The following is a 24,088-nucleotide window of genomic DNA, read 5'->3' on the forward strand; positions in this document are numbered from 1 at the left end:
GAGCGAGCCTGCTCGCTCCCACAGTTATTTCAGTGCGGCGAGGATTGCATCCGGGTCATACCCGCGAATCAACGTCCCGTTCACATCGATGATCGGAATCCCGCCGCCACCCAGCGCCTCATAGGCCTTGCGCGCCTCGGCATCCTTCTCGATATCGAATTCCTTGTACGGAATACCTTTCTGGTCGAGAAAGCGCCGAGTCAATTTGCAGTAACCGCACCATTCGGTGGCGTAGAGCACGACGCTGGCCTTGGCCTGAGTCTGCTCGGACACCACCTGCGCCGGATTGAACACCCGCTCGATCTTGCCCCAGTTCTGATAAACCACGACCACCAGCAGGATCAGCAGGAATTTCTTCAGCACGCCGCCGAGCATCAGTTACGTCGCTTGAGCTGGTCGGTGAGTTGGGTCGGCAGGCCTTTGATGATCAGCGTGCCGGCTTCTTCGTCGTATTCGATCTTCGAGCCCAACAGGTGCGCTTCGAAGCTGATCGACAGGCCCTCGGCGCGACCGGTAAAGCGGCGGAACTGATTGAGGGTACGTTTATCTGCCGGGATCTCCGGGGACAGGCCGTAGTCCTTGTTGCGGATGTGGTCGTAGAAGGCTTTCGGGCGCTCTTCGTCGATCAGTTCCGAGAGTTCTTCCAGGCCCATGGGCTCGCCCAGCTTTGCCTGGCTGCTGGCGTAATCCACCAGGGTCTTGGTTTTCTCGCGGGCGGACTCTTCCGGCAGGTCTTCGCTTTCGACGAAGTCGCTGAACGCCTTGAGCAGGGTGCGGGTTTCGCCTGGGCCGTCGACGCCTTCCTGGCAGCCGATGAAGTCGCGGAAGTACTCCGAAACCTTTTTGCCGTTCTTGCCTTTGATGAACGAAATGTACTGCTTGGACTGCTTGTTGTTCTGCCATTCGGAGACGTTGACACGCGCCGCCAGATGCAGTTGGCCCAAATCCAGATGCCGGGACGGGGTCACGTCCAGCTGATCGGTCACTGCAACGCCTTCACTGTGGTGCAGCAGGGCGATCGCCAGATAGTCGGTCATGCCCTGCTGATAATGCGCAAACAGCACGTGGCCGCCCACAGAGAGGTTCGACTCTTCCATCAGCTTTTGCAGATGTTCTACCGCCACACGGCTAAACGCGGTGAAATCCTTGCCGCCATCGAGGTATTCCTTCAGCCAGCCGCTGAACGGATGCGCCCCAGACTCGGCATGGAAGAAACCCCAGGCCTTGCCTTGTTTGGCGTTGTAGCTCTCGTTGAGGTCGGCAAGCATGTACTCGATAGCGCTCGACTCGGGCAGTTCTTCGTCGCGAGCATGGAGAACTGCAGGTGTGCCGTCGGGTTTTTTGTCGATCAGGTGGACGATGCAATGGCGGATCGGCATGGGCTTCTCGGCTGATTGAAGAGAGGAGGGCGTGCTCCCCGAAAAAGCGCTCAGTGTACCGCAACCACTGGTTTTGGCGCGGTACGAAGGGCGATTCGCAAGTGTCCGATGGCGCTTATGCTGTTTTTTACAGTTTTAGAGCAATAAAGCTGACCAAATGGGTAGCTAGAGGCGGATATTTCCCCGTCTCTGTGCTAGTTTTGCCCGGTCTTACGCGAAGTCACTGCGTTAAGCGTGCATTCAGCATTTGTCAGGTCGAACCAAACCCTGATTTCGGTATCTATAACCCCGATCCCGTGGTTATTGGCCGAGGGTGCCAGATCCAGAAGATCGGGCTCGATGGCTGACACTGCACTCTGCAATCCATATGAATTTGATAGGGAAGGAACACTACATGGCTCTTACTAAAGACCAACTGATCGCCGACATCGCTGAAGCTATCGACGCGCCAAAAACCACCGCGCGTAACGCTTTGGACCAACTGGGCCAAATCGTTGCCGATCAGCTGGAAAACGGCGGCGAAATCACTCTGCCAGGTATCGGCAAACTGAAAGTGACCGAGCGTCCTGCCCGTACCGGCCGCAACCCTTCGACTGGCGCTGCCATCGAAATCGCTGCCAAGAAAGTTATCAAGCTGGTTGTGGCCAAAGGCCTGACCGACGCTGTTAACAAGTAAGACGCAGTAAAAAAAACCGTGTTCCGGAGCAATCCGGGCACGGTTTTTTTGCGTCTGCAATTTACCCGCAAACACCCTGTGACCATTGTGGGAGCGGGCTTGCTCGCGAAGGCGGTGTGTCAGTCACCATTGAATTCGACTGACACACCGCCTTCGCGAGCAAGCCCGCTCCCACAGTTGATCTCCGACGGTCAGTTACTCAGCTTTTACGCGCCCAGCGTTCGCGCCAGACCTGCTGTTCGGATTTAGTCTGGAAAGTCCAGGCGACGAAGCGGCTTTGCTTCTGGCCCTGAGACATTTCCACGACCTGGCTTTCCAGTACGCCAGCCTTTTTCAGTGCGGTCTGGATCGACGGCAGGTTGGAGGCCTTCGAAACCAGCGTGCTGAACCACAGTACTTTGTGCTGGAAATGCGCGCTCTCGGCGATCAGTTGTGTCACAAACCGTGCTTCGCCACCTTCACACCACAGCTCGGCCGATTGACCGCCAAAGTTCAACACTGGCAGTTTGCGTTTCGGGTCGGCACGGCCCAGCGCGCGCCATTTACGCTCGCTGCCCTTGGTGGCTTCGTCCATCGAGGCGTGGAACGGCGGGTTGCACATGGTCAGGTCGAAGCGTTCGCCGGGTTCGAGCAGGCCCAGCAGGATGTGCTTGGGATTGCTTTGCAGACGTAACTGGATGGCCTTGTTCAACCCGTTGGACTGCACGATGGCTTTGGCAGCGGCCACGGCTGTCGGGTCGATTTCCGAACCGAGGAAGTGCCAGCGGTAGTCGCTGTAGCCGATCAACGGATAGACGCAGTTGGCGCCCATGCCGATATCGAGCACCTTGACCGGCGCGCCGCGTGGGATTTCGCCGTCGTTGACGCTGGCCAACAGGTCGGCCAGGAAATGCACGTAATCGGCACGGCCCGGAACCGGGGGGCAGAGGTAATCGGCCGGGATGTCCCAGTGGGCGACGCCATAAAACGACTTGAGCAACGCCCGGTTGAACACACGGACCGCGTCCGGGCTGGCGAAGTCGATGCTTTCCTTGCCGTACGGGTTGATGATCACGAACTTCGCCAATTCCGGCGTGGTTTTGATCAGCGCCGGGAAGTCGTAACGACCCTGATGGCGGTTGCGCGGATGCAGGCTGGCCTTCTCACGGGGCTCCACGGCTTTGGCCGGGGTGGCGGTGTCAGGCTTTTTGCGCGCAGGTCTTGGTGTGCGGGGGGCGTTCATGGGCGTTGTCGATTCGGGTATGGCTGAAAGTGGCGGGCATTGTCCCACATCCAGGCGTTGTGAACGCAAGTGTGAAAAACACCGCCATACCCCTGTGGGAGCGAGCCTGCTCGCGAAGAGGCCGTGTCAGCCAACATCAATGTTGAATGACAAACCACTTTCGCGAGCAGGCTAGCTCCCACAAGGGTTTTTGGTGTTTGGAAGAATGTGGCAGGCATAAAAAAGGGAGGCCATTTCGGGCCTCCCGTTTTCATTGCGATTTGCCGTTACAGGCTGGCAATCCGCGCGTGCTGCTCGGCCAACTTGCCCAAGGCTTGTTCCGCCTCGGCCAGTTTGGCGCGTTCCTTCTCGATGACTTCAGCCGGGGCCTTGTCGACGAAGCCAGCGTTGGACAACTTGCCGCCCACGCGCTGGACTTCACCCTGCAGACGCAGGATTTCCTTGTCCAGACGTGCCAGTTCGGCATCTTTATCGATCAGGCCGGCCATCGGCACCAGCACTTCCATCTCGCCGACCAGAGCAGTGGCGGACAGCGGTGCTTCTTCGCCGGCGGCCAACACGGTGATCGATTCGAGGCGAGCCAGCTTCTTCAGCAGGGCTTCGTTCTCGGTGAGACGACGCTGGTCTTCGGCGCTGACGTTTTTCAGGAACAGGTTCAGCGGCTTGCCTGGACCGATGTTCATTTCGCCACGGATGTTACGCGTGCCGAGCATCAGTTCCTTGAGCCATTCGATGTCGTTCTCGGCGGCCGGATCGATGCGCTCATCATTGGCCACCGGCCAGGGTTGCAGCATGATCGTCTTGCCTTCGATACCGGCTAGCGGCGCGATGCGTTGCCAGATTTCTTCGGTGATGAACGGCATGAACGGGTGCGCCAGACGCAGGGCCACTTCCAGCACCCGAACCAGGGTGCGGCGGGTGCCGCGCTGACGTTCGACCGGCGCGTTTTCGTCCCACAGCACAGGCTTGGAGAGTTCCAGGTACCAGTCGCAATACTGGTTCCAGATGAACTCGTACAAGGCTTGCGCGGCCAGGTCGAAACGGAACTGATCGAGTTGACGGGTCACTTCGGCTTCGGTGCGTTGCAGCTGCGAAATGATCCAGCGATCCGCCAGCGACAGCTCGTAAGCCTCGCCGTTCTGGCCGCAGTCTTCGCCCTTGTCCAGCACGTAGCGGGCGGCGTTCCAGATCTTGTTACAGAAGTTGCGATAGCCTTCGACGCGGCCCATGTCGAACTTGATGTCGCGACCGGTGGAGGCCAGCGAGCAGAAGGTGAAACGCAGGGCGTCGGTGCCGTAGCTGGCGATGCCGTCGGCGAACTCGTCGCGGGTCTGCTTCTCGATCTTCTTCGCCAGTTTCGGCTGCATCATGCCGGACGTGCGTTTCTGCACCAGCGCTTCCAGCTCGATACCGTCGATGATGTCCAGCGGGTCCAGGACGTTGCCCTTGGACTTGGACATCTTCTGGCCCTGGCCGTCGCGCACCAGACCGTGAACATAAACGGTCTTGAACGGAACCTGTGGCGTGCCGTCTTCGTTCTTCACCAAGTGCATGGTGAGCATGATCATCCGGGCTACCCAGAAGAAAATGATGTCGAAGCCGGTCACCAGCACGTCGGTGGAGTGGAATTTCTTCAGGAATTCGGTCTGCTCAGGCCAGCCGAGCGTGGAGAACGTCCACAGGCCGGAACTGAACCACGTGTCGAGAACGTCGTTGTCCTGTTGCAGGGCAACGTCGGGACCGAGGTTGTGCTTGGCACGGACTTCGGCTTCGTCGCGACCGACATAGACCTTGCCCGACTCGTCGTACCAGGCCGGAATCCGGTGGCCCCACCACAGCTGACGGCTGATGCACCAATCCTGGATGTCGCGCATCCACGAGAAGTACATGTTTTCGTATTGCTTGGGTACGAACTGGATGCGGCCGTCTTCAACGGCGGCAATCGCAGGCTCGGCCAATGGCTTGGTCGACACGTACCACTGGTCGGTCAGCCACGGCTCGATGATGGTCCCGGAACGGTCGCCTTTCGGTACTTTCAGGGCGTGATCGTTGACGCTGACCAAGAGGTCGGCAGCATCGAACGCAGCAACGATCTGCTTGCGCGCTTCAAAGCGGTCGAGGCCGGCGTATTCAGCCGGGATCTTGCCGTCGATGCTTTCGTTGAGCGTGCCATCCAGGTTGAACACCTGGCAGGCCGGCAATACGGCGGCGTTCTTGTCGAAGATGTTCAGCAGCGGCAGGTTGTGGCGCTTGCCGACTTCGTAGTCGTTGAAATCGTGGGCCGGGGTGATTTTCACGCAGCCGGTGCCGAATTCTGGATCGCAGTAATCGTCGGCGATGATCGGAATGCGGCGGCCGACCAGCGGCAGCTCGACAAATCTGCCGATCAGGGCTTGGTAGCGCTCATCGTTCGGGTTAACCGCTACGGCGGCGTCGCCGAGCATGGTTTCCGGACGCGTGGTCGCGACGATCAGGTAATCGTTGCCTTCGGCAGTCTTGGCACCGTCGGCCAGCGGGTATTTCAGGTTCCACAGGAAGCCTTTCTCGTCGTGGTTTTCCACTTCGAGGTCGGAAATCGCCGTGTGCAACTTGGTGTCCCAGTTGACCAGGCGCTTGCCGCGGTAGATCAGGCCGTCTTCGTGCAGACGCACAAAGGCTTCTTTCACCGATTCCGAGAGGCCGTCGTCCATGGTAAAGCGCTCGCGGCTCCAGTCCACGGACGAGCCGAGGCGGCGGATCTGACGGCTGATGTTGCCGCCAGACTGATCTTTCCATTCCCAGACTTTATCGAGGAATTTTTCGCGGCCCAGATCGTGACGATTCTGGCCCTGGGCTTCGAGTTGACGCTCCACCAGCATTTGCGTGGCGATACCGGCGTGGTCGGTACCCGGTTGCCACAGGGTGTTGCGACCCTGCATGCGACGGAAACGGATCAGGGCGTCCATGATCGCGTTGTTGAAGCCGTGACCCATGTGCAGGCTGCCGGTGACGTTCGGCGGCGGGATCATGATGGTGTAGGACTCGCCCGCGCCTTGCGGGGCGAAGTAATTCTCTGACTCCCAGGTGTTGTACCAGGAAGTTTCAATGGCGTGCGGCTGGTAGGTCTTATCCATGCGCGGCGGGACCCTATTGGCATTTATTCAGGAAAAGCCGGCAAGTATAGCGGGGCATGGGGCATAGGGCGAGCAGGTGCGGACCGGGCGCATTCTCAATAACGGCGCGAGTCGATGTGGGAGCGAGCCTGCTCGCGATAGCATCACCTCGGTTTATTGACAGACCGCGGCGGCTGCATCGCGAGCAGGCTCGCTCCCACAGGGTGTGTGGGTTATTCGTATTGGCTGAGGAGGCGTTCCATCCGCGCGCTAAGGCGGCGTTTGATTTCGGTTTCGATGTGCGGGGCGAAGTCGTCGATCACGTCTTGCATGATCAATTGCGCGGCGGCGCGCAGCTCGTCATCCAGGTGCAGCAGAGCGTCAGGGCCCTTGCTGGCGGCGGGCGCCGGCTGGGCGACAGGGGGGGGCGCAACCGGCGCGAGGGTTGGCGGGTTGACGCCGACCGTATCGAACAGCATCGGAATCTGTTCCTGATCACCGTCCTCGACCGTATCGGTGAGCAAGGGTGGTTGCAGGTTGTCATCGCCGAGCAGTTGGCGGATCGACTCGAGGTCGTCCAGCAGGTGCGCGGACTTTTGTTGCGGTTTTGGAGTGTCCATCGGAATGCTCAGAGTCGCTGTAAACGGTGATCTTGCAGAGGATAGCCCTGTTCGCGGTAGAAGCGGAAACTCTCCCGCGCAGCCGTACGAATGATCGGATCTTCCACCACCACTTCCGCCACACGGGCAAACCGGTTGGCAAAGGCGGGAACCTTCAAGTCGAGGTTGACCAGCAGGTCCTGATGCTGACCGCAGTCATCGCCAAGACCCAGCACAATCAAACCGTCCGGCTCATTTTCAGCAGGGCCATGAGGTACGAAGCTTTCGCCCTTGAAGGCCCACAGACGCGCATCGAGATCGTCGCGCTGTGCAGCATCGCTGCAATGCAGATAGATGCGGTGGCCCATGCGCCAGGCTTTTTCGGTGAGCTTGCAGGCGAAATCCAGCCGTGCCGAAGGATCGGCGCTGGGCAGGATATAGAAATCGACTTTGGTCATTGCGGTTCCTGAGCCTTGAGCGGCGCCACCCGAAGGTGACGCCGCCCGAGGTCATCGGTTTCAGGCTTTGGCGCGATCCAGCAGGTATTGGGTCAGCAGGGGAACCGGACGGCCAGTGGCGCCCTTGTCCTTGCCGCCGCTGGTCCAGGCTGTGCCGGCGATGTCCAGGTGCGCCCAGTTGAGGTTCTTGGTGAAGCGCGACAGGAAGCAGGCCGCGGTGATGGTGCCGGCTTTCGGACCACCAATGTTGGCGATATCGGCGAACGGGCTGTCCAGCTGTTCCTGGTACTCGTCGAACAGCGGCAGTTGCCAGGCACGGTCATCGGCCGATTGGCCGGCGCTCAGCAACTGGCCGATCAGCTCGTCGTTGTTACCCAGCAGGCCGGACGTGTGGGAACCCAGCGCGACGACGCAAGCGCCGGTCAGGGTCGCGATGTCGATCACGGCTTGCGGCTTGAAGCGCTCGGAGTAGGTCAGGGCATCGCACAGCACCAGGCGGCCTTCGGCGTCGGTGTTGAGGATTTCCACGGTCTGGCCGCTCATCGTGGTGACGATGTCGCCAGGACGCGAAGCGTTGCCGCTGGGCATGTTCTCGGCGCACGCCAGGATGCACACCAGGTTGATCGGCAGTTTCAGTTCGAGCACGGCACGCAGGGTGCCGAACACGCTGGCCGCGCCGCCCATGTCGTATTTCATCTCATCCATGCCGGCGCCCGGTTTCAGGCTGATACCGCCAGTGTCAAAGGTGATGCCTTTGCCGACCAGAGCGTACGGCTTCTCGGATTTCTTTCCGCCGTTGTATTGCATGACGATCAGGCGCGGTGGCTGGGCGCTGCCCTGGCCGACGGCGTAGAACGAGCCCATGCCCAGGTCCTTGATCTTCTTCTCATCCAGGACTTCGACTTTCAGGCTCTTGAATTCTTTGCCCAGGTCTTTGGCCTGCTCACCCAGGAATGTCGGGTGGCAGATGTTCGGCGGCAGGTTGCCCAGGTTGCGGGTGAACGCCATGCCGTTGGCGATAGCGGTGGCGTGGGCCACGGCGCGCTCGACTTCAGCCTGGGCAGCCTTGATGGTCACCAGGGTGACTTTCTTCAGGGCGCGAGGTTCGGCTTTCTGGCTCTTGAACTGGTCGAAGGTGTATTCGCCGTCGACCAGGGTTTCGGCCAGCAGGCGGGTCTTGCCGTAGCTGTCGCGGCCCTTGACCATGACTTCGTCCAGGGCCAGCACCGCATCGCTGCCGCCCAGGCCTTTAAGGATGTTGAGGATGCCGGCGATGATCTTACGGAACGGGCGGTCGCCCAGCTCTTCGTCCTTGCCCACGCCCACCAGCAGCACGCGTTCGGCCTTCAGGTTCGGCAGGCTGTGCAGCAACAGACTCTGGCCGACTTTACCCGCCAGGTCGCCACGCTTGAGCACAGCGCTGATGGCGCCACCGCTCAGTTCGTCGAGTTGTTTGGCGACGGCGCCGAGCTTGCGGCCTTCGCCGACGGCGACTACCAGAGTGGCGGTTTTCAACGTTTCTGGGCTAACGCTTTTTACAACCAGTTCCATGTCCGGGTCCCTGAATTAATGGTCAACACGCAAGTGTTCGACGGCATGCGTTCGAGCTTGCTTGTAAATAGAAAGACGCAGGTCACGGCCCGCGACAAAGGCCGCAGTTTGAACCTCGCTAGCGGCGCCTGACAACCCTCGGTTGTACGATCTTCAGCGCTTTACCCGGCTGCTTGAGCATGCGCAGTGACAGGCGCACCCAATCACAGGATAATGCGCCAACTTTTTCGGCGGCTCTGCCCTGCGGGCTGTCTGATACGTTTGCTTGTTTGGCCGCCTTAGCCTGACAACCCTGGAGTGTCTGGTTTGATCGTCTTCCGTTATCTATCCCGCGAAGTCCTGTTGACCTTGAGCGCCGTCAGCGCTGTGCTGCTGGTCATCATCATGAGCGGTCGCTTCATCAAGTACCTCGCCCAGGCGGCCTCTGGCCTCCTGGATCCGGGCTCGCTATTCCTGATCATGGGCTTCCGTCTGCCGGGTTTCCTGCAGCTGATTTTGCCTCTGGGCCTGTTTCTCGGAATCCTGCTGGCCTACGGTCGCCTGTACCTTGAAAGTGAAATGACGGTGCTGTCTGCCACCGGCATGAGCCAGCAGCGTCTGTTTGCCATGACCCTTTTCCCGGCCACCCTGGTTGCACTGGTGGTGGCGTGGCTGAGCCTGAGCCTGGCGCCACAAGGCGCCAATCAATTCCAGTTGCTCTTGAACAAGCAGGATGCCCTGACCGAGTTCGACACTCTGGAACCGGGTCGCTTCCAGGCTTTGCGTGACGGCACGCGGGTGACCTACACCGAAACGTTGTCGGATGACCGCGTCAACCTTGGCGGCGTCTTCATTTCGCAAAAGAACGTCTCGTCCGATAAGAAGGACCGTGGAATATCCGTGCTGGTGGCCGAGAGGGGCCGTCAGGAAATTCGCCCGGACGGTAACCGTTACCTGATTCTCGACAACGGTTATCGCTATGACGGCAATCCAGGCCAGGCCGACTACCGGGCGATCAAGTACGACGAGTACGGCGTATTGCTGCCCAAGCCGGACGTCAGCGACGAAGTCACCGACCGTGACGCGATGACCACAGTCTCGTTGCTGGGCAGTGACGACATCCGTTCGCGTACTGAACTGCAATGGCGTCTGTCCTTGCCATTGCTGGTCTTCATCGTGACCTTGATGGCGGTGCCGTTATCGCGGGTCAACCCGCGTCAGGGCCGCTTCCTCAAGCTGCTGCCGGCGATTCTTCTTTATATGGCTTACCTGTCCATCCTGATTGCCGCTCGTGGCGCCCTTGAAAAGGGCAAGATCCCGCCGGCTCTGGGGTTGTGGTGGGTGCATGCAATCTTCCTGGCCATCGGCCTGGGTTTGCTCTATTGGGAACCCTTGCAGTTGAAGCTGGCGAGTCGCCGCAGCGCGCTGGAGGTGGCTCGTGGATAAGCTCGATCGCTACATTGGTAGCAGCGTGTTCGTGGCAATTCTGGCGGTGCTGGGGATCATTCTCGGTCTGGCGACGCTGTTTGCGTTCATCGACGAGATGGGGGATGCCAGCGATACCTACACCCTGGTCGACGTGTTGAGTTATGTCCTGTTGACCGCGCCGCGTCGTCTTTACGACATGTTGCCGATGGCAGCGCTGATCGGTTGCCTGATCGGCCTCGGCAGTCTGGCCAGTCACAGCGAGCTGACCATCATGCGCGCTGCGGGTGTGTCGGTCGGGCGAATCGTCTGGGCGGTCATGAAGCCAATGCTGGTCCTGATGGTGGTGGGTGTGCTGATCGGCGAATACGTCGCGCCGGCCACCGAAGTCACCGCTCAGGCCAATCGCTCCCTGGCTCAGGGCGGCGGCGATGCGCAAAGCGCCAAGCATGGTTTGTGGCACCGCCAGGGTGATGAGTTTATTCACGTCAACTCTGTGCAACCCAACGGTCTGCTGTACGGCGTCACCCGTTATCGTTTCGACAACGAGCGTCATATACTGTCTTCCAGCTTCGCCAAGCGGGCGCAGTTCGATCAGGATCACTGGCAATTGAGCGACGTCACCACCACGCTGTTCCATGAAAAGAGCACTGAAGTGGTCACCGCCCCGGTCGAGCGCTGGAATGTCGCCTTGAGTCCGCAGCTGTTGAGTACCGTGGTCATGTCGCCTGACACGCTGTCGATCAGCGGTCTGTGGGGTTATATCCACTATCTGGCTGACCAGGGTCTGAACAATGGTCGTTACTGGCTGGCATTTTGGGTCAAGGTGTTGCAGCCGCTGGTCACCGCCGCGCTGGTGCTGATGGCGATTTCCTTCATCTTCGGTCCATTGCGCTCGGTGACCCTCGGTCAGCGGGTGTTCACCGGCGTGCTGGTGGGCTTCACCTTCCGCATCGTTCAGGATTTGCTCGGTCCTTCGAGCCTGGTCTTCGGTTTCTCGCCACTGTTTGCGGTACTTGTTCCGGCGGGTGTTTGTGCCCTGGCCGGGGTCTGGCTGTTGCGTCGAGCCGGTTGATTCCGGGGTTTTCCTGATCTTGCCGTTCGCTGAAAACGCCCCTGTCGCAAGGCCGGGGCGTTTTTGTATCCGCCGTCTGACCTGCGAACGTGACGCTTGCGCCGTGGATCAGGTACAATTCCCGGCTATTTTTCGGCGGGCTATGCCTGCAGCCTTTTTGAGTGTTGATCCGTGAGTGATTTGAGTCATATCCGCAATTTCTCCATCATCGCCCACATTGACCATGGCAAGTCGACGCTGGCCGATCGCTTCATCCAGATGTGCGGCGGCCTTGCCGAGCGCGAAATGGAAGCCCAGGTTCTGGACTCCATGGACCTGGAACGTGAACGCGGGATCACCATCAAGGCCCACAGCGTCACCCTGTATTACACCGCTCGCGATGGCATCAAGTACCAGTTGAACTTCATTGACACCCCGGGCCACGTCGACTTCACCTATGAAGTCAGCCGGTCGCTGGCGGCCTGTGAAGGCGCGTTGCTGGTGGTCGATGCCGGTCAGGGCGTTGAAGCGCAGTCAGTTGCCAACTGCTATACCGCGATTGAGCAGGGCCTGGAAGTCATGCCGGTCCTGAACAAGATCGACCTGCCTCAGGCCGATCCGGACCGCGTCAAAGAAGAAATTGAGAAAATCATCGGTATCGATGCCACCGACGCGGTCGAGTGCAGCGCCAAGACTGGCCTGGGTGTCGACGAAGTGCTCGAGCGCCTGGTCAAGACTATTCCTGCGCCAACCGGCAATTACGAAGATCCGCTGCAAGCGTTGATCATCGATTCCTGGTTCGACAACTACCTGGGCGTTGTTTCCCTGGTGCGCGTGCGCCACGGTCGCGTGAAGAAAGGCGACAAGATCCTGGTTAAATCCACCGGCAAGATCCACTTGGTGGACAGCGTCGGTGTGTTCAACCCGAAACACACCGCGACCGTTGACCTGAAGGCCGGCGAAGTGGGCTTCATTATTGCCGGCATCAAGGACATCCATGGTGCACCGGTGGGTGACACCCTGACCTTGAGCTCCACGCCGGACGTCGACGTGTTGCCCGGTTTCAAGCGTATTCAGCCGCAGGTCTACGCCGGGCTGTTCCCGGTCAGCTCCGATGACTTCGAAGACTTCCGTGAAGCCCTGCAAAAGCTCACGCTCAACGACTCGTCCCTGCAATACACCCCGGAAAGCTCCGACGCCCTGGGCTTCGGTTTCCGTTGCGGGTTCCTCGGCATGCTGCACATGGAAATCATCCAGGAGCGCCTGGAGCGCGAGTACGACCTGGACCTGATCACCACGGCGCCGACGGTAATTTTCGAGCTGTTGCTGAAAACCGGTGAAACGATTTACGTCGACAACCCGTCGAAGCTTCCAGACCTGTCCTCGATCGAAGACATGCGTGAGCCGATCGTACGGGCCAATATTCTTGTGCCGCAAGAGCACCTGGGTAACGTCATTACCCTGTGCATCGAGAAGCGTGGCGTCCAGCACGACATGCTGTTCCTCGGTACCCAGGTTCAAGTGACCTACGATCTGCCGATGAACGAAGTGGTCCTGGACTTCTTCGACCGTCTGAAATCCACCAGCCGTGGCTATGCTTCGCTGGATTACCATTTCGATCGTTATCAATCGGCTAATCTGGTGAAACTGGATGTGCTGATCAACGGTGACAAGGTCGACGCCCTGGCGTTGATCGTGCACAAGGATAACGCGCACTACAAAGGTCGCCAGTTGACCGAAAAGATGAAAGAACTGATTCCACGTCAGATGTTCGACGTCGCGATCCAGGCCGCCATTGGCGGGCAGATTATTGCGCGGACCTCTGTCAAGGCGCTCAGAAAGAACGTATTGGCCAAATGCTACGGTGGTGACGTTAGCCGTAAGCGCAAGCTGTTGGAAAAGCAAAAGGCCGGTAAAAAACGCATGAAGCAAGTCGGCAACGTGGAAATTCCACAAGAAGCCTTCCTTGCAGTGCTCAGGTTGGATAGTTAGGTCCTATGTCACTAAATTTCCCGCTGTTGCTGGTCATCGCCGTGTTCGTCTGCGGCCTGTTGGCGTTGCTCGATCTGCTGTTCCTGGCGCCACGGCGCCGGGCTGCCATCAACTCCTATCAGGGGAGTGTCAGCCAGGCTGACATGGTGGTCGTCGAGAAACTGAACAAAGAGCCGCTGCTGGTCGAATACGGCAAGTCGTTCTTCCCGGTGTTGTTCATCGTGCTGGTACTGCGTTCGTTCCTGGTGGAACCGTTCCAGATTCCTTCCGGCTCGATGAAACCGACCCTGGACGTTGGCGACTTCATTCTGGTGAACAAGTTTTCTTACGGGATCCGCTTGCCGGTGATCGATAAGAAAGTCATCGAAGTGGGTGATCCACAGCGCGGCGATGTGATGGTGTTCCGCTTCCCGAGCGATCCGAACGTCAACTACATTAAACGTGTGGTAGGCCTGCCGGGTGATCAGATTCGTTACACCGCCGACAAGCGTTTGTTCGTCAACGGTGAGTCGGTCGCCGAACAACGGGTCGGCGCCGAGCCGGGCACGTTGGGCAGCGCTGAGCTCTACAAGGAAAAACTTGGCGTCGCCGAGCACTTGATCCGCAAGGAAATGAGCCGTTACCGCGCAACGCCGGACCATTCGTGGACCGTGCCGGCCGGGCACTACTTCATGATGGGCGACAACCGCGACAACTCGAACGACAGTCGCTACTGGGATGATCCGAGTATTCCCAAGGATCTGCTGGGCATGGTTCCCGACAAGAATATCGTCGGCAAGGCCTTCGCAGTCTGGATGAGCTGGCCGGAACCTAAACTCAGTCACCTGCCGAATTTCTCGCGGGTTGGCCTGATCAAGTAATCACACACGGCGCTGTTGAACACAGCGCCGAATGCATTTCTGGAGTCGACACAATCGGCGCCAGTAGCATGAAAACAATGATATTCAGGACGTAATTTTTGAACACAGCGTTAATTGTCCCAAGCCTGCGCCGCATTACGGCGATGGCGGTGGAATCCAACCACGAACTCAGCGTGGGTAAACCGTGAGCGTCTCCTTAAGCCGTCTCGAGCGTCAGCTCGGCTACACCTTCAAGGATCAGGAACTGATGGTCCTGGCCCTGACTCACCGCAGTTTTGCCGGGCGTAACAACGAACGCCTGGAATTCCTCGGTGATGCCATCCTTAACTTCGTCGCTGGCGAGGCGCTGTTCGATCGCTTCCCGCTGGCCCGCGAAGGCCAGTTGTCGCGTTTGCGCGCACGCCTGGTGAAAGGCGAGACCCTGGCCGTACTGGCCCGCGGTTTCGATCTGGGCGAGTACCTGCGCCTGGGTTCCGGTGAATTGAAAAGTGGCGGTTTCCGTCGCGAATCGATTCTGGCCGATGCCCTTGAAGCGCTGATCGGTGCGATCTACCTGGACGCCGGCATGGACATGGCACGCGAACGCGTGCTGGCCTGGCTGGCCGGAGAGTTCGAAGGCCTGACGCTGGTCGACACCAACAAAGATCCAAAAACCCGCCTGCAAGAGTTCCTGCAGTCGCGTGGTTGTGAACTGCCGCGTTACGAAGTGGTGGATATCCAGGGTGAGCCGCATTGCCGGACGTTCTTCGTCGAATGTGAAATCACCTTACTGAACGAAAAAAGCCGAGGTCAGGGTGTGAGTCGTCGTATTGCCGAACAGGTAGCGGCCGCCGCAGCACTGATTGCCCTGGGCGTGGAGAATGGCCATGACTGATTCAACTGCAACTCGCTGTGGCTATGTCGCCATTGTCGGCCGTCCCAACGTGGGTAAGTCCACGCTGCTGAACCACATCCTCGGTCAGAAGCTGGCGATCACCTCGCGCAAGCCTCAGACCACTCGCCATAACATGCTCGGCATCAAGACCGAAGGCAGCGTGCAGGCGATCTACGTCGACACCCCTGGCATGCACAAAGGTGGCGAGAAAGCCCTGAACCGCTACATGAACAAGACCGCTTCGGCGGCGTTGAAAGACGTCGACGTGGTGATCTTCGTGGTTGACCGCACCAAGTGGACCGACGAAGACCAGATGGTCCTCGAACGCGTTCAATACGTGACCGGCCCGCTGATCGTGGCGCTGAACAAGACAGACCGCATCGAAGACAAATCCGAGCTGATGCCGCACCTGACCTGGTTGCAGGAACAGTTGCCGAACGCGCAGATCATGCCGATCTCGGCCCAGCACGGGCACAACCTCGAAGCGCTGGAGCGTGTGATTGCCGGTTACCTGCCGGAAAACGATCACTTCTTCCCGGAAGACCAGATCACCGACCGCAGCAGCCGCTTCCTCGCCGCTGAACTGGTGCGCGAGAAAATCATGCGCCAGATGGGCGCCGAGCTGCCGTACCAGATCACCGTCGAGATCGAAGAGTTCAAGCAGCAGGGCAAAACCCTGCACATCCATGCCTTGATCCTCGTTGAGCGCGACGGCCAGAAGAAAATCATCATTGGCGACAAGGGCGAGCGCATCAAACGCATCGGCACCGAGGCGCGCAAGGACATGGAGCTGCTGTTCGACTCCAAAATCATGCTCAACCTTTGGGTGAAAGTGAAAGGCGGCTGGTCCGACGATGAACGCGCCTTGCGTTCGCTGGGTTACGGCGACCTGTAAACCCGGTCTGCGCTGCACCGTATGACCCCTGTGGGAGCGGGCTTGCTCGCGAATAGGATGTAACATTCAGCATTAATGTTGACTGTCACACCGCTTTCGCGAGCAAGCCCGCTCCCACATTGGTTTTGGGTTGTTTGTAAAACTGCGTTCCGTCATTGAGAACTCCATGTCCCAACCCATCGGCCAGCCCGCCTTCGTGCTTCACAGCCGCGCCTACCGCGAAAGCAGCGCGCTGGTGGACTTCCTCACGCCGCAAGGTCGGCTGCGGGCCGTGTTGCGCAGCGCTCGGGGCAAGGCCGGGACACTGGCGCGGCCGTTCGTGCCGCTGGAAGTCGAGTTCCGTGGCCGTGGTGAATTGAAGAATGTCGGACGCATGGAAAGCGCTGGCGTTTCCACCTGGCTCAACGGTGAGGCACTGTTCAGCGGTCTCTACCTCAATGAACTGCTGATCCGTCTGTTGCCCTCCGAAGACCCGCACCCCGGTGTGTTCGATCATTACGCCGCGACCTTGCTCGCGCTGGCGGAAGGCCGTCCGCTGGAACCGTTGTTGCGTTCCTTCGAATGGCGGCTGCTTGACGACTTGGGTTATGGCTTTGCCTTGACCACCGATATCCACGACGAACCCATCGCGCCGGACGGGCTCTACCGTTTGCAAGTGGATGCGGGGCTCGAACGGGTCTACCTGCTGCAACCCGGTCTGTTCAACGGCACCGAGCTGTTGGCCATGGCCGATGCAGATTGGTCAGCCCCTGGCGCGCTATCGGCAGCCAAGCGATTGATGCGTCAGGCGCTGGCCGTTCATCTGGGCGGCCGTCCCTTGGTCAGTCGCGAGTTGTTTCGCAAGCCGTAGGGTCTGTTGACGCTTGGTGATGGCCGCGATGGGCGCCCACTTGGCGCAGGGCTGCGTTGCTCGGAACTTATTTGGAACAACCAAACTACGTTCCTCGCGCCTTGCCCTGCACCAAGTGGTCATCCCGTCACGGCCATCACCAAGCGTCAACAGACCCTATCTCCCCGTGTATGCTGTGCGCCGAACTTTTCCATTTTCAGGAGCGCTTCCGTGACCACCAGCAATCGCATTCTTCTTGGCGTGAACATCGACCACGTTGCCACCCTGCGTCAGGCCCGGGGCACGCGCTATCCCGATCCGGTCAAGGCAGCACTGGACGCGGAAGAGGCGGGCGCTGACGGCATCACCGTGCACCTGCGCGAAGACCGCCGGCACATTCAAGAGCGCGACGTGTTGCTGCTCAAGGATGTGCTGCAAACCCGCATGAACTTCGAAATGGGCGTTACCGAAGAGATGATGGTGTTCGCCGAGCGCATTCGTCCGGCGCACATTTGCCTGGTGCCGGAAACCCGTCAGGAGCTGACAACCGAAGGCGGCCTGGACGTGGCGGGGCAGGAAGCTCGGATCAAAGCGGCGGTGGATCGCCTGTCAAAGATCGGCTGTGAAGTGTCGCTGTTCATTGATGCTGACGAGCGGCAGATCGAAGCGTCCCGTCGTGTGGGTGCGCCGGCGATTGAGTTGCACACCGGTCGTTATGCGGATGCCGAGACGCCGACTGAAGTGGCTGAAGAGCTTAAGCGAGTCGCTGACGGTGTGGCATTTGGTCTGGCTCAGGGCCTGATCGTTAATGCTGGCCACGGATTGCACTATCACAACGTTGAAGCGGTAGCCGCGATCAAAGGCATCAACGAACTGAACATCGGCCATGCGCTGGTGGCGCATGCGTTGTTCGTCGGGTTCAAGTCGGCGGTGTCTGAGATGAAGGCATTGATCCTGGCCGCCGCAAAAGCCTAAAAACCCAACACAACACCCCTGTGGGAGCGGGCTTGCTCGCGAATGCGGTTTAACATTCAACATCTTCGTTGACTGACACACCGCTTTCGCGAGCAAGCCCGCTCCCACATTTGATCTCGGTTGTTCTGTCAGAGCTGCGGGGTTTCCTGATTCGGCTTGGTCTTGTCGACCCCTGGCACATGCAGGTTACCCTCGGCGACCTGATTGCCTTCAAGCTGCGGCTGCGTAACCCATGTCAGGATGTCGTAGTAGCGGCGGATGTTCGCCACGAAGTGAACGGGTTCGCCGCCACGGGCGTAGCCATAACGCGTCTTGCTGTACCACTTCTTCTCGGAAAGGCGCGGCAGGATCTTCTTCACGTCCAGCCACTTGTCCGGGTTCAATCCTTCCTTGGCCGCCAGTTTGCGTGCGTCATCCAGGTGACCGCCGCCAACGTTGTAGGCCGCCAGTGCAAACCATGTGCGATCCGGCTCCTGGATCGACTCATCCAGCTGATCCTTCACGTAGGCCAGGTACTTGGCGCCGCCCATGATGCTTTGTTTGGGGTCCAGTCGATTGGAAACGCCCATGGCCTGCGCAGTGTTCTGGGTCAGCATCATCAGGCCGCGCACGCCGGTCTTCGACGTCACGGCCGCTTGCCATAGCGATTCCTGATAGCCGACCGCGGCCAGCAGGCGCCAATCGACTTTCTCTTTCTTGGCGTACGCCTTGAAGTGCTGTTCGTATTTGGGCAGCCGTTGCTGCAAGTGCTGGGCGAAGGTATAGGCGCCCACGTAGCCGAGAACATCGACGTGCCCGTAATAGCGGTCTTTCAGACGTTGCAGGGTGCCGTTCTTCTTCACCTTGTCGAGGTAGGCGTTGATCTCGTTGAGCAGGCTGTTGTCGTCGCCAGAGGCCACCGCCCAGCTCTGGTTGCTGGCGTCACCGAGGTCGAAGGCTACCCGCACCTTGGGGAAGTAGACCTGGTTCATCGCCACTTCGTTTGAGTCGACCAGGGTCAGATCAATCTGACCTTCATCGACCATCCGCAGCAGGTCGACGACTTCAACGGCGTCGGACTCTTCGTATTCAATGCCGGGATATTTCTTTTTCAGCTCCGCCAGTTGCTCGGCGTGGGTGCTGCCCTTGAGCACCATGATCTTCTTGCCCACCAGATCCTTCGCGTCGGTCGGCCGCGATTGGCCGTTGCGGTAGATGATCTGCGGGGTGACTTCGAGGTAAGAGAGGGAAAACCGAACCTGCTTTTTGCGTACTTCGCTGCTGACCAGGCCGGCAGCAGCAATCACTGGGCCGTTCGGTTTGCCCACCTGATTAAACAGGTCGTCGAGGTTGTCGGCGGTTTCGATTTTGAGTTCCACCCCCAGATCGTCGGCGAAGCGCTTCACCAGCTCGTATTCGAAGCCGGTTTCACCGTTGCGATCCTGAAAGTAGGTGGCGGGGCTGTTACGGGTAACCACCCGCAGCACGCCATCCTCCTTTACGCGCTCCAGCGTGTTGGGTTTATCAACACAGCCACTGAGCATCAGGAAGAGTCCGGTTGCGATCAGCCATTTGGCGTACCGCGGACGCAAAGCCGTTGGGGAAAACATTTGCGCAGTATACGCAAAGGACCACGAGCGCCATATCTCGACAGCGAAAGGCTTGTCTGCTAGAGAGCGATAAACCTGCGTGGAGCCCGCAGGAATGGGCCCGGATGCCAATTTGTGACAGCAAAAATAACCCCTGGTGTCCCCCTGTTTCAGGCCCAAACACCCGGCCCGACGCCCGGGTGCAGCCGCCCGTACCGTTTCGGGTGATGTCGCGGGCTGTTTAGGCTAGAATGCACGGCCTCAAAGCACACCCCTTCCCGAGGCTGTCCCGAAGATGTTGATCCTGCGCGGCGCTCCTGCCCTTTCTGCCTTTCGCCACAGCAAACTTCTTGAGCAACTGAGCCAGAAGGTCCCGGCTGTCAGCGGCTTGTATGCTGAATTCGCTCACTTCGCCGAAGTCACCGGCGTCCTGACCGGCGACGAACAGCAGGTGCTCGCGCGCCTTCTGAAGTACGGCCCCAGTGTTCCGGTACAAGAGCCGACCGGTCGTCTGTTCCTGGTGTTGCCGCGGTTCGGCACCATCTCGCCATGGTCCAGTAAAGCCAGCGACATCGCTCGCAACTGCGGCCTGACGAAAATCCAGCGCCTGGAACGCGGCATTGCTTTCTACGTTGCCGGCCAGTTCAGCGACGCCGACGCGCAGCTGATTTGCGATGCGCTGCACGACCGCATGACCCAGATCGTATTGGGCAATCTTGAACAAGCCGCTGGCTTGTTCAGCCACGCCGAGCCGAAGCCGCTGACCGCGATCGACATCTTGGGTGGCGGTCGCGCCGCGCTGGAAAAAGCCAATACCGAGCTGGGCCTGGCCCTGGCCGAAGACGAAATCGACTACCTGGTCAACGCCTTCGTCGGCCTGAAGCGCAACCCGCACGACATCGAATTGATGATGTTCGCCCAGGCGAACTCCGAGCACTGCCGTCACAAGATCTTCAACGCCAGTTGGGACATCGACGGTCAGAGCCAGGAAAAAAGCCTGTTCGGCATGATCAAGAACACCTACGTGATGCACAGCGAAGGCGTGCTGTCGGCTTACAAGGACAACGCTTCGGTGATCGTCGGTAACGTTGCCGGCCGTTTCTTCCCGGACCCTGAAACCCGCCAGTACGGCGCGGTACAGGAACCGGTGCACATCTTGATGAAAGTCGAAACTCACAACCACCCGACTGCGATTGCTCCGTTCCCGGGCGCGTCCACCGGCTCCGGCGGCGAGATTCGCGACGAAGGTGCCACCGGTCGTGGCGCCAAGCCAAAGGCTGGCCTGACCGGTTTCACCGTGTCCAACCTGCAAATCCCTGGTTTCGAACAGCCGTGGGAAGTGCCGTACGGCAAACCTGAGCGCATCGTTACTGCGCTGGACATCATGATCGAAGGCCCACTGGGTGGCGCCGCGTTCAACAACGAATTCGGTCGTCCGGCCCTGACCGGTTATTTCCGGACCTTCGAACAGTCGATCACCACCCCGCGTGGCGACGAAGTTCGCGGTTACCACAAGCCGATCATGCTGGCCGGCGGCATGGGGAACATCCGTGCCGAACACGTACAGAAAGGCGAGATCACCGTTGGTTCCAAGCTGATCGTGCTCGGCGGCCCGGCGATGTTGATCGGTCTGGGCGGCGGCGCTGCTTCTTCCATGGCCACGGGCACCAGCTCGGCGGACCTGGACTTTGCTTCCGTACAACGCGAAAACCCAGAGATGGAACGTCGCTGCCAGGAAGTCATCGACCGTTGCTGGCAGTTGGGTGAACACAATCCGATCAGCTTCATCCATGACGTGGGTGCGGGCGGTCTGTCCAACGCCTTCCCGGAACTGGTCAACGACGGTAATCGTGGCGGTCGCTTCGAACTGCGCAACATTCCAAACGACGAGCCGGGCATGGCCCCGCACGAAATCTGGAGTAACGAATCCCAGGAACGCTACGTTCTGGCGGTCGGCCCGGCTGACTTCGAACGCTTCCAGGCGATCTGCGAACGTGAGCGTTGTCCGTTTGCCGTGGTCGGCGAAGCCACTGCCGAGCCGCAACTGACGGTCACCGACAGCCACTTCGGCAACAGCCCGGTGGACATGCCGCTGGAAGTGCTGCTGGGCAAAGCCCCGCGCATGCACCGTTCGGCCGTTCGTGAAAACGAACTGGGCGACGACTTCGATCCAAGCACGCTGGAAATTGCAGACTGCGTAGAGCGCGTTCTGCATCACCCGGCCGTGGCCAGCAAAAGCTTCCTGATCACCATCGGCGACCGCACCATCACCGGCCTCGTTGCCCGTGATCAGATGGTCGGCCCGTGGCAGGTTCCGGTGGCCGACGTTGCCGTCACCGCGACCAGCTTCGACGTTTACACCGGTGAAGCCATGGCCATGGGCGAGCGCACTCCGCTGGCACTGCTGGACGCTCCGGCGTCGGGTCGCATGGCCATCGGCGAAACCCTGACCAACATCGCGGCTTCGCGCATCAACAAGATCTCCGACATCAAACTGTCGGCCAACTGGATGTCCGCTGCCGGTCACCCAGGTGAAGACGCGCGTCTGTACGACACCGTGAAAGCGGTCGGCATGGAACTGTGCCCTGAGCTGGGCATTACCATTCCGGTAGGCAAGGACTCCATGTCCATGGCCACCCGCTGGAACGACGAAGGCGTCGACAAGACCGTGACCTCGCCGATGTCCCTGATCGTGACCGGTTTCGCGCCTGTGGCCGACATCCGTCAGACCCTGACGCCGGAACTGCGCATGGACAAGGGCACCACCGACCTGATCCTGATCGATCTGGGCCGTGGCCAGAACCGCATGGGCGCCTCGATCCTGGCCCAGGTTCACGGCAAGCTCGGCTCGCAAGCGCCGGACGTCGATGACTCCGAAGACCTGAAAGCGTTCTTCGCGGTGATCCAGGGCCTCAACGCCGACGGTCACCTGCTGGCTTACCACGACCGTTCCGACGGTGGTCTGCTGACCAGCGTGGTGGAAATGGCGTTCGCCGGCCATTGCGGTCTGAGCCTCAACCTCGACGGTCTGGCAGAAACCTCCGCCGACATCGCCGCGATCCTGTTCAACGAAGAACTGGGCGCTGTAATCCAGGTTCGTCAGGACGCTACCCCGGACATCCTCGCGCAGTTCAGTGCTGCCGGTTTGGGTGACTGCGTTTCGGTGGTCGGTCAGCCAATGAACAATGGCCAGATCAACATCACCTTCAACGGCGAAACCGTGTTCGAAGGTCAGCGTCGTCTGCTGCAACGTCAGTGGGCTGAAACCAGCTACCAGATCCAGCGTCTGCGTGACAACGCCGACTGCGCCGAACAAGAGTTCGACGTGCTGCTGGAAGAAGACAACCCGGGCCTGAGCGTCAAGCTGAGCTACGACGTCAACCAGGACGTCGCCGCGCCTTACATCAAGAAAGGCATTCGCCCACAAGTTGCCGTGCTGCGTGAGCAGGGCGTCAACGGTCAGGTGGAAATGGCAGCCGCGTTCGACCGCGCTGGTTTCAACGCGATCGACGTGCACATGAGCGATATTCTGGCCGGCCGTGTCGACCTGAACGAGTTCAAAGGTCTGGTCGCTTGCGGCGGTTTCTCCTACGGCGACGTACTGGGCGCCGGCGAAGGCTGGGCCAAGTCCGCGCTGTTCAACAGCCGCGCTCGCGATGCGTTCCAGGGCTTCTTCGAGCGTAACGACAGCTTCACCCTCGGCGTGTGCAACGGTTGCCAGATGATGTCCAACCTGCACGAGCTGATCCCGGGCAGCGAGTTCTGGCCGCACTTTGTGCGTAACCGTTCCGAGCAGTTCGAAGCGCGTGTGGCGATGGTTCAGGTCCAGGAGTCGAACTCGATCTTCCTGCAAGGCATGGCCGGCTCGCGCATGCCGATCGCTATCGCACACGGTGAGGGTCATGCCGAGTTCGCCAGCGAAGAAGCGTTGCTGGAAGCCGATCTGTCGGGTTGCGTGGCGATGCGTTTCGTCGACAACCATGGCAAGGTCACCGAGAACTACCCGGCCAACCCGAACGGCTCGCCGCGCGGGATCACCGGTTTGACCAGCCGTGATGGTCGCGTGACCATCATGATGCCGCACCCGGAGCGTGTGTTCCGCGCGGTGCAGAACTCGTGGCGTTCGGAAGACTGGAACGAAGACGCACCTTGGATGCGTATGTTCCGTAATGCTCGTGTGTGGGTTAACTAAGCGCTGTGTATAAGCTCAGCTTTTTTGTTCCGGCCAGTCATGTGGAACAGGTCAAAAGTGCCGTATTCGCCGCCGGTGGTGGGCGGATCGGGGCTTATGATCATTGCGCGTGGCAAGTGTTGGGTCTGGGTCAGTTTCGGCCTTTGGATGGCAGTCAGCCGTTTATTGGTGAAGCGGGGCAGGTCGAGCAGGTTGAGGAGTGGAAGGTCGAGCTTGTGGTGGCGGATGAGTTGATCGTGGCTGTGGTGGCCGCGCTGAAACTCAGCCATCCCTATGAGACACCGGCTTATGAAGTGTGGCGGTTGGAGGATTTCTGATCTTGCGCTGCTGAAATGTGAAACCCGCTGAAGTGATTTCAGCGGGTTTTTTATAGCCGAAAAATCAAGAACCACCCCCAACCCCTGTAGGAGCTGTCGAGTGAAACGAGGCTGCGATCCTTTGATCTTGCTTGTAAAAAATCAAAATCAA

At 59.6% G+C, this 24,088-nt stretch carries 19 protein-coding genes; 11 read left to right on the forward strand and 8 right to left on the reverse strand.

What is annotated here, in order from left to right:
- Positions 1–24: 24 nt before the first annotated feature.
- Both ACYZTX_RS07385 and yejK read right to left on the reverse strand, forming a co-directional pair.
- A complete protein-coding gene (locus tag ACYZTX_RS07385; protein WP_462033518.1) occupies positions 25–375 on the reverse strand; it encodes a glutaredoxin family protein in 351 nt (116 codons plus the stop codon).
- Positions 375–1,379: a nucleoid-associated protein YejK gene (gene yejK / locus ACYZTX_RS07390; RefSeq protein ID WP_462033519.1), complete on the reverse strand. Its 1,005-nt coding sequence runs from the start codon at positions 1,377–1,379 to the stop codon at positions 375–377. Before yejK ends, ACYZTX_RS07385 begins: the two co-directional genes overlap by 1 nt.
- 394 nt (positions 1,380–1,773) lie before the next feature.
- Here yejK and ACYZTX_RS07395 point away from each other — a divergent pair, with 394 nt between their 5' ends.
- Positions 1,774–2,055, forward strand: a complete 282-nt coding sequence (locus ACYZTX_RS07395) for an HU family DNA-binding protein (RefSeq protein WP_007905514.1) — start codon at positions 1,774–1,776, stop codon at positions 2,053–2,055.
- A 199-nt stretch (positions 2,056–2,254) separates the two neighbouring features.
- Here ACYZTX_RS07395 and rlmF read toward each other — a convergent pair whose 3' ends face one another.
- The 5 genes from rlmF to ACYZTX_RS07420 all read right to left on the reverse strand — a co-directional run bounded on the left by rlmF (position 2,255) and on the right by ACYZTX_RS07420 (position 8,977).
- Positions 2,255–3,277, reverse strand: coding sequence for a 23S rRNA (adenine(1618)-N(6))-methyltransferase RlmF (gene rlmF, locus ACYZTX_RS07400; RefSeq protein WP_462033520.1), 1,023 nt, complete (start codon positions 3,275–3,277; stop codon positions 2,255–2,257).
- Positions 3,278–3,543: 266 nt separating this feature from the next.
- Complete coding sequence (locus ACYZTX_RS07405) at positions 3,544–6,390, reverse strand: valine--tRNA ligase (RefSeq protein ID WP_462033521.1); 2,847 nt, start codon at positions 6,388–6,390, stop codon at positions 3,544–3,546.
- Positions 6,391–6,602: 212 nt separating this feature from the next.
- Positions 6,603–6,989 carry a DNA polymerase III subunit chi gene (locus ACYZTX_RS07410; protein ID WP_462033522.1) on the reverse strand — a complete coding sequence of 129 codons (387 nt, stop codon included), beginning with the start codon at positions 6,987–6,989 and terminating at the stop codon, positions 6,603–6,605.
- An 8-nt stretch (positions 6,990–6,997) separates the two neighbouring features.
- Complete coding sequence (locus ACYZTX_RS07415) at positions 6,998–7,426, reverse strand: DNA polymerase III subunit chi (RefSeq protein WP_462033523.1); 429 nt, start codon at positions 7,424–7,426, stop codon at positions 6,998–7,000.
- 60 nt (positions 7,427–7,486) lie between these two features.
- Positions 7,487–8,977 carry a leucyl aminopeptidase gene (locus ACYZTX_RS07420; RefSeq protein ID WP_462033524.1) on the reverse strand — a complete coding sequence of 497 codons (1,491 nt, stop codon included), beginning with the start codon at positions 8,975–8,977 and terminating at the stop codon, positions 7,487–7,489.
- Between the two features lie 306 nt (positions 8,978–9,283).
- On the opposite strand from ACYZTX_RS07420, the gene lptF reads away from it, so the two are divergent.
- From lptF to pdxJ, 8 genes are all read left to right on the forward strand, one after another.
- The gene (gene lptF, locus ACYZTX_RS07425; protein ID WP_462033525.1) at positions 9,284–10,402 is read left to right on the forward strand and encodes an LPS export ABC transporter permease LptF; all 1,119 of its coding nucleotides are present in this window, start codon (positions 9,284–9,286) and stop codon (positions 10,400–10,402) included.
- Positions 10,395–11,456: an LPS export ABC transporter permease LptG gene (lptG, locus tag ACYZTX_RS07430; RefSeq protein ID WP_462033526.1), complete on the forward strand. Its 1,062-nt coding sequence runs from the start codon at positions 10,395–10,397 to the stop codon at positions 11,454–11,456. The genes lptF and lptG overlap by 8 nt, the downstream gene beginning before the upstream one ends.
- A gap of 171 nt (positions 11,457–11,627) precedes the next feature.
- Positions 11,628–13,427: a translation elongation factor 4 gene (lepA, locus tag ACYZTX_RS07435; protein WP_169356213.1), complete on the forward strand. Its 1,800-nt coding sequence runs from the start codon at positions 11,628–11,630 to the stop codon at positions 13,425–13,427.
- A gap of 5 nt (positions 13,428–13,432) precedes the next feature.
- Positions 13,433–14,287: a signal peptidase I gene (gene lepB, locus ACYZTX_RS07440; protein WP_462033527.1), complete on the forward strand. Its 855-nt coding sequence runs from the start codon at positions 13,433–13,435 to the stop codon at positions 14,285–14,287.
- Between the two features lie 184 nt (positions 14,288–14,471).
- The gene (gene rnc, locus ACYZTX_RS07445) at positions 14,472–15,161 is read left to right on the forward strand and encodes a ribonuclease III (RefSeq protein WP_033053426.1); all 690 of its coding nucleotides are present in this window, start codon (positions 14,472–14,474) and stop codon (positions 15,159–15,161) included.
- The gene (gene era / locus ACYZTX_RS07450) at positions 15,154–16,056 is read left to right on the forward strand and encodes a GTPase Era (RefSeq protein ID WP_282382557.1); all 903 of its coding nucleotides are present in this window, start codon (positions 15,154–15,156) and stop codon (positions 16,054–16,056) included. Before rnc ends, era begins: the two co-directional genes overlap by 8 nt.
- 166 nt (positions 16,057–16,222) lie before the next feature.
- Entirely contained in the window at positions 16,223–16,906 is a 684-nt protein-coding gene (gene recO / locus ACYZTX_RS07455) for a DNA repair protein RecO (protein ID WP_462033528.1), read from the forward strand.
- Positions 16,907–17,116: 210 nt separating this feature from the next.
- Positions 17,117–17,860 (forward strand): pyridoxine 5'-phosphate synthase, encoded by a 744-nt coding sequence (pdxJ, locus tag ACYZTX_RS07460; protein ID WP_109786046.1) that lies wholly within the window; start codon positions 17,117–17,119, stop codon positions 17,858–17,860.
- A gap of 128 nt (positions 17,861–17,988) precedes the next feature.
- On the opposite strand, the gene mltF is transcribed toward pdxJ, so the two are convergent.
- Positions 17,989–19,449 carry a membrane-bound lytic murein transglycosylase MltF gene (gene mltF, locus ACYZTX_RS07465; RefSeq protein ID WP_462033529.1) on the reverse strand — a complete coding sequence of 487 codons (1,461 nt, stop codon included), beginning with the start codon at positions 19,447–19,449 and terminating at the stop codon, positions 17,989–17,991.
- 274 nt (positions 19,450–19,723) lie between these two features.
- Here mltF and purL point away from each other — a divergent pair, with 274 nt between their 5' ends.
- Together purL and ACYZTX_RS07475 are read left to right on the forward strand one after the other, a co-directional pair.
- Positions 19,724–23,620, forward strand: coding sequence for a phosphoribosylformylglycinamidine synthase (gene purL / locus ACYZTX_RS07470; protein ID WP_462033530.1), 3,897 nt, complete (start codon positions 19,724–19,726; stop codon positions 23,618–23,620).
- 5 nt (positions 23,621–23,625) lie between these two features.
- Positions 23,626–23,937: a YqfO family protein gene (locus ACYZTX_RS07475; protein ID WP_109628126.1), complete on the forward strand. Its 312-nt coding sequence runs from the start codon at positions 23,626–23,628 to the stop codon at positions 23,935–23,937.
- Positions 23,938–24,088 lie beyond the last annotated feature (151 nt).

Source organism: Pseudomonas sp. MDT1-17, assembly GCF_054898105.1.

Coding starts and splice junctions, on each gene's coding strand:
- ACYZTX_RS07385 (WP_462033518.1), bottom strand. CDS start 375: ATGCTCGGCGGCGTGCTGAAGAAATTCCTGCTGATCCTGCTGGTGGTC.
- yejK (WP_462033519.1), bottom strand. CDS start 1,379: ATGCCGATCCGCCATTGCATCGTCCACCTGATCGACAAAAAACCCGAC.
- ACYZTX_RS07395 (WP_007905514.1), top strand. CDS start 1,774: ATGGCTCTTACTAAAGACCAACTGATCGCCGACATCGCTGAAGCTATC.
- rlmF (WP_462033520.1), bottom strand. CDS start 3,277: ATGAACGCCCCCCGCACACCAAGACCTGCGCGCAAAAAGCCTGACACC.
- ACYZTX_RS07405 (WP_462033521.1), bottom strand. CDS start 6,390: ATGGATAAGACCTACCAGCCGCACGCCATTGAAACTTCCTGGTACAAC.
- ACYZTX_RS07410 (WP_462033522.1), bottom strand. CDS start 6,989: ATGGACACTCCAAAACCGCAACAAAAGTCCGCGCACCTGCTGGACGAC.
- ACYZTX_RS07415 (WP_462033523.1), bottom strand. CDS start 7,426: ATGACCAAAGTCGATTTCTATATCCTGCCCAGCGCCGATCCTTCGGCA.
- ACYZTX_RS07420 (WP_462033524.1), bottom strand. CDS start 8,977: ATGGAACTGGTTGTAAAAAGCGTTAGCCCAGAAACGTTGAAAACCGCC.
- lepB (WP_462033527.1), top strand. CDS start 13,433: ATGTCACTAAATTTCCCGCTGTTGCTGGTCATCGCCGTGTTCGTCTGC.
- era (WP_282382557.1), top strand. CDS start 15,154: ATGACTGATTCAACTGCAACTCGCTGTGGCTATGTCGCCATTGTCGGC.
- recO (WP_462033528.1), top strand. CDS start 16,223: ATGTCCCAACCCATCGGCCAGCCCGCCTTCGTGCTTCACAGCCGCGCC.
- mltF (WP_462033529.1), bottom strand. CDS start 19,449: ATGTTTTCCCCAACGGCTTTGCGTCCGCGGTACGCCAAATGGCTGATC.
- purL (WP_462033530.1), top strand. CDS start 19,724: ATGTTGATCCTGCGCGGCGCTCCTGCCCTTTCTGCCTTTCGCCACAGC.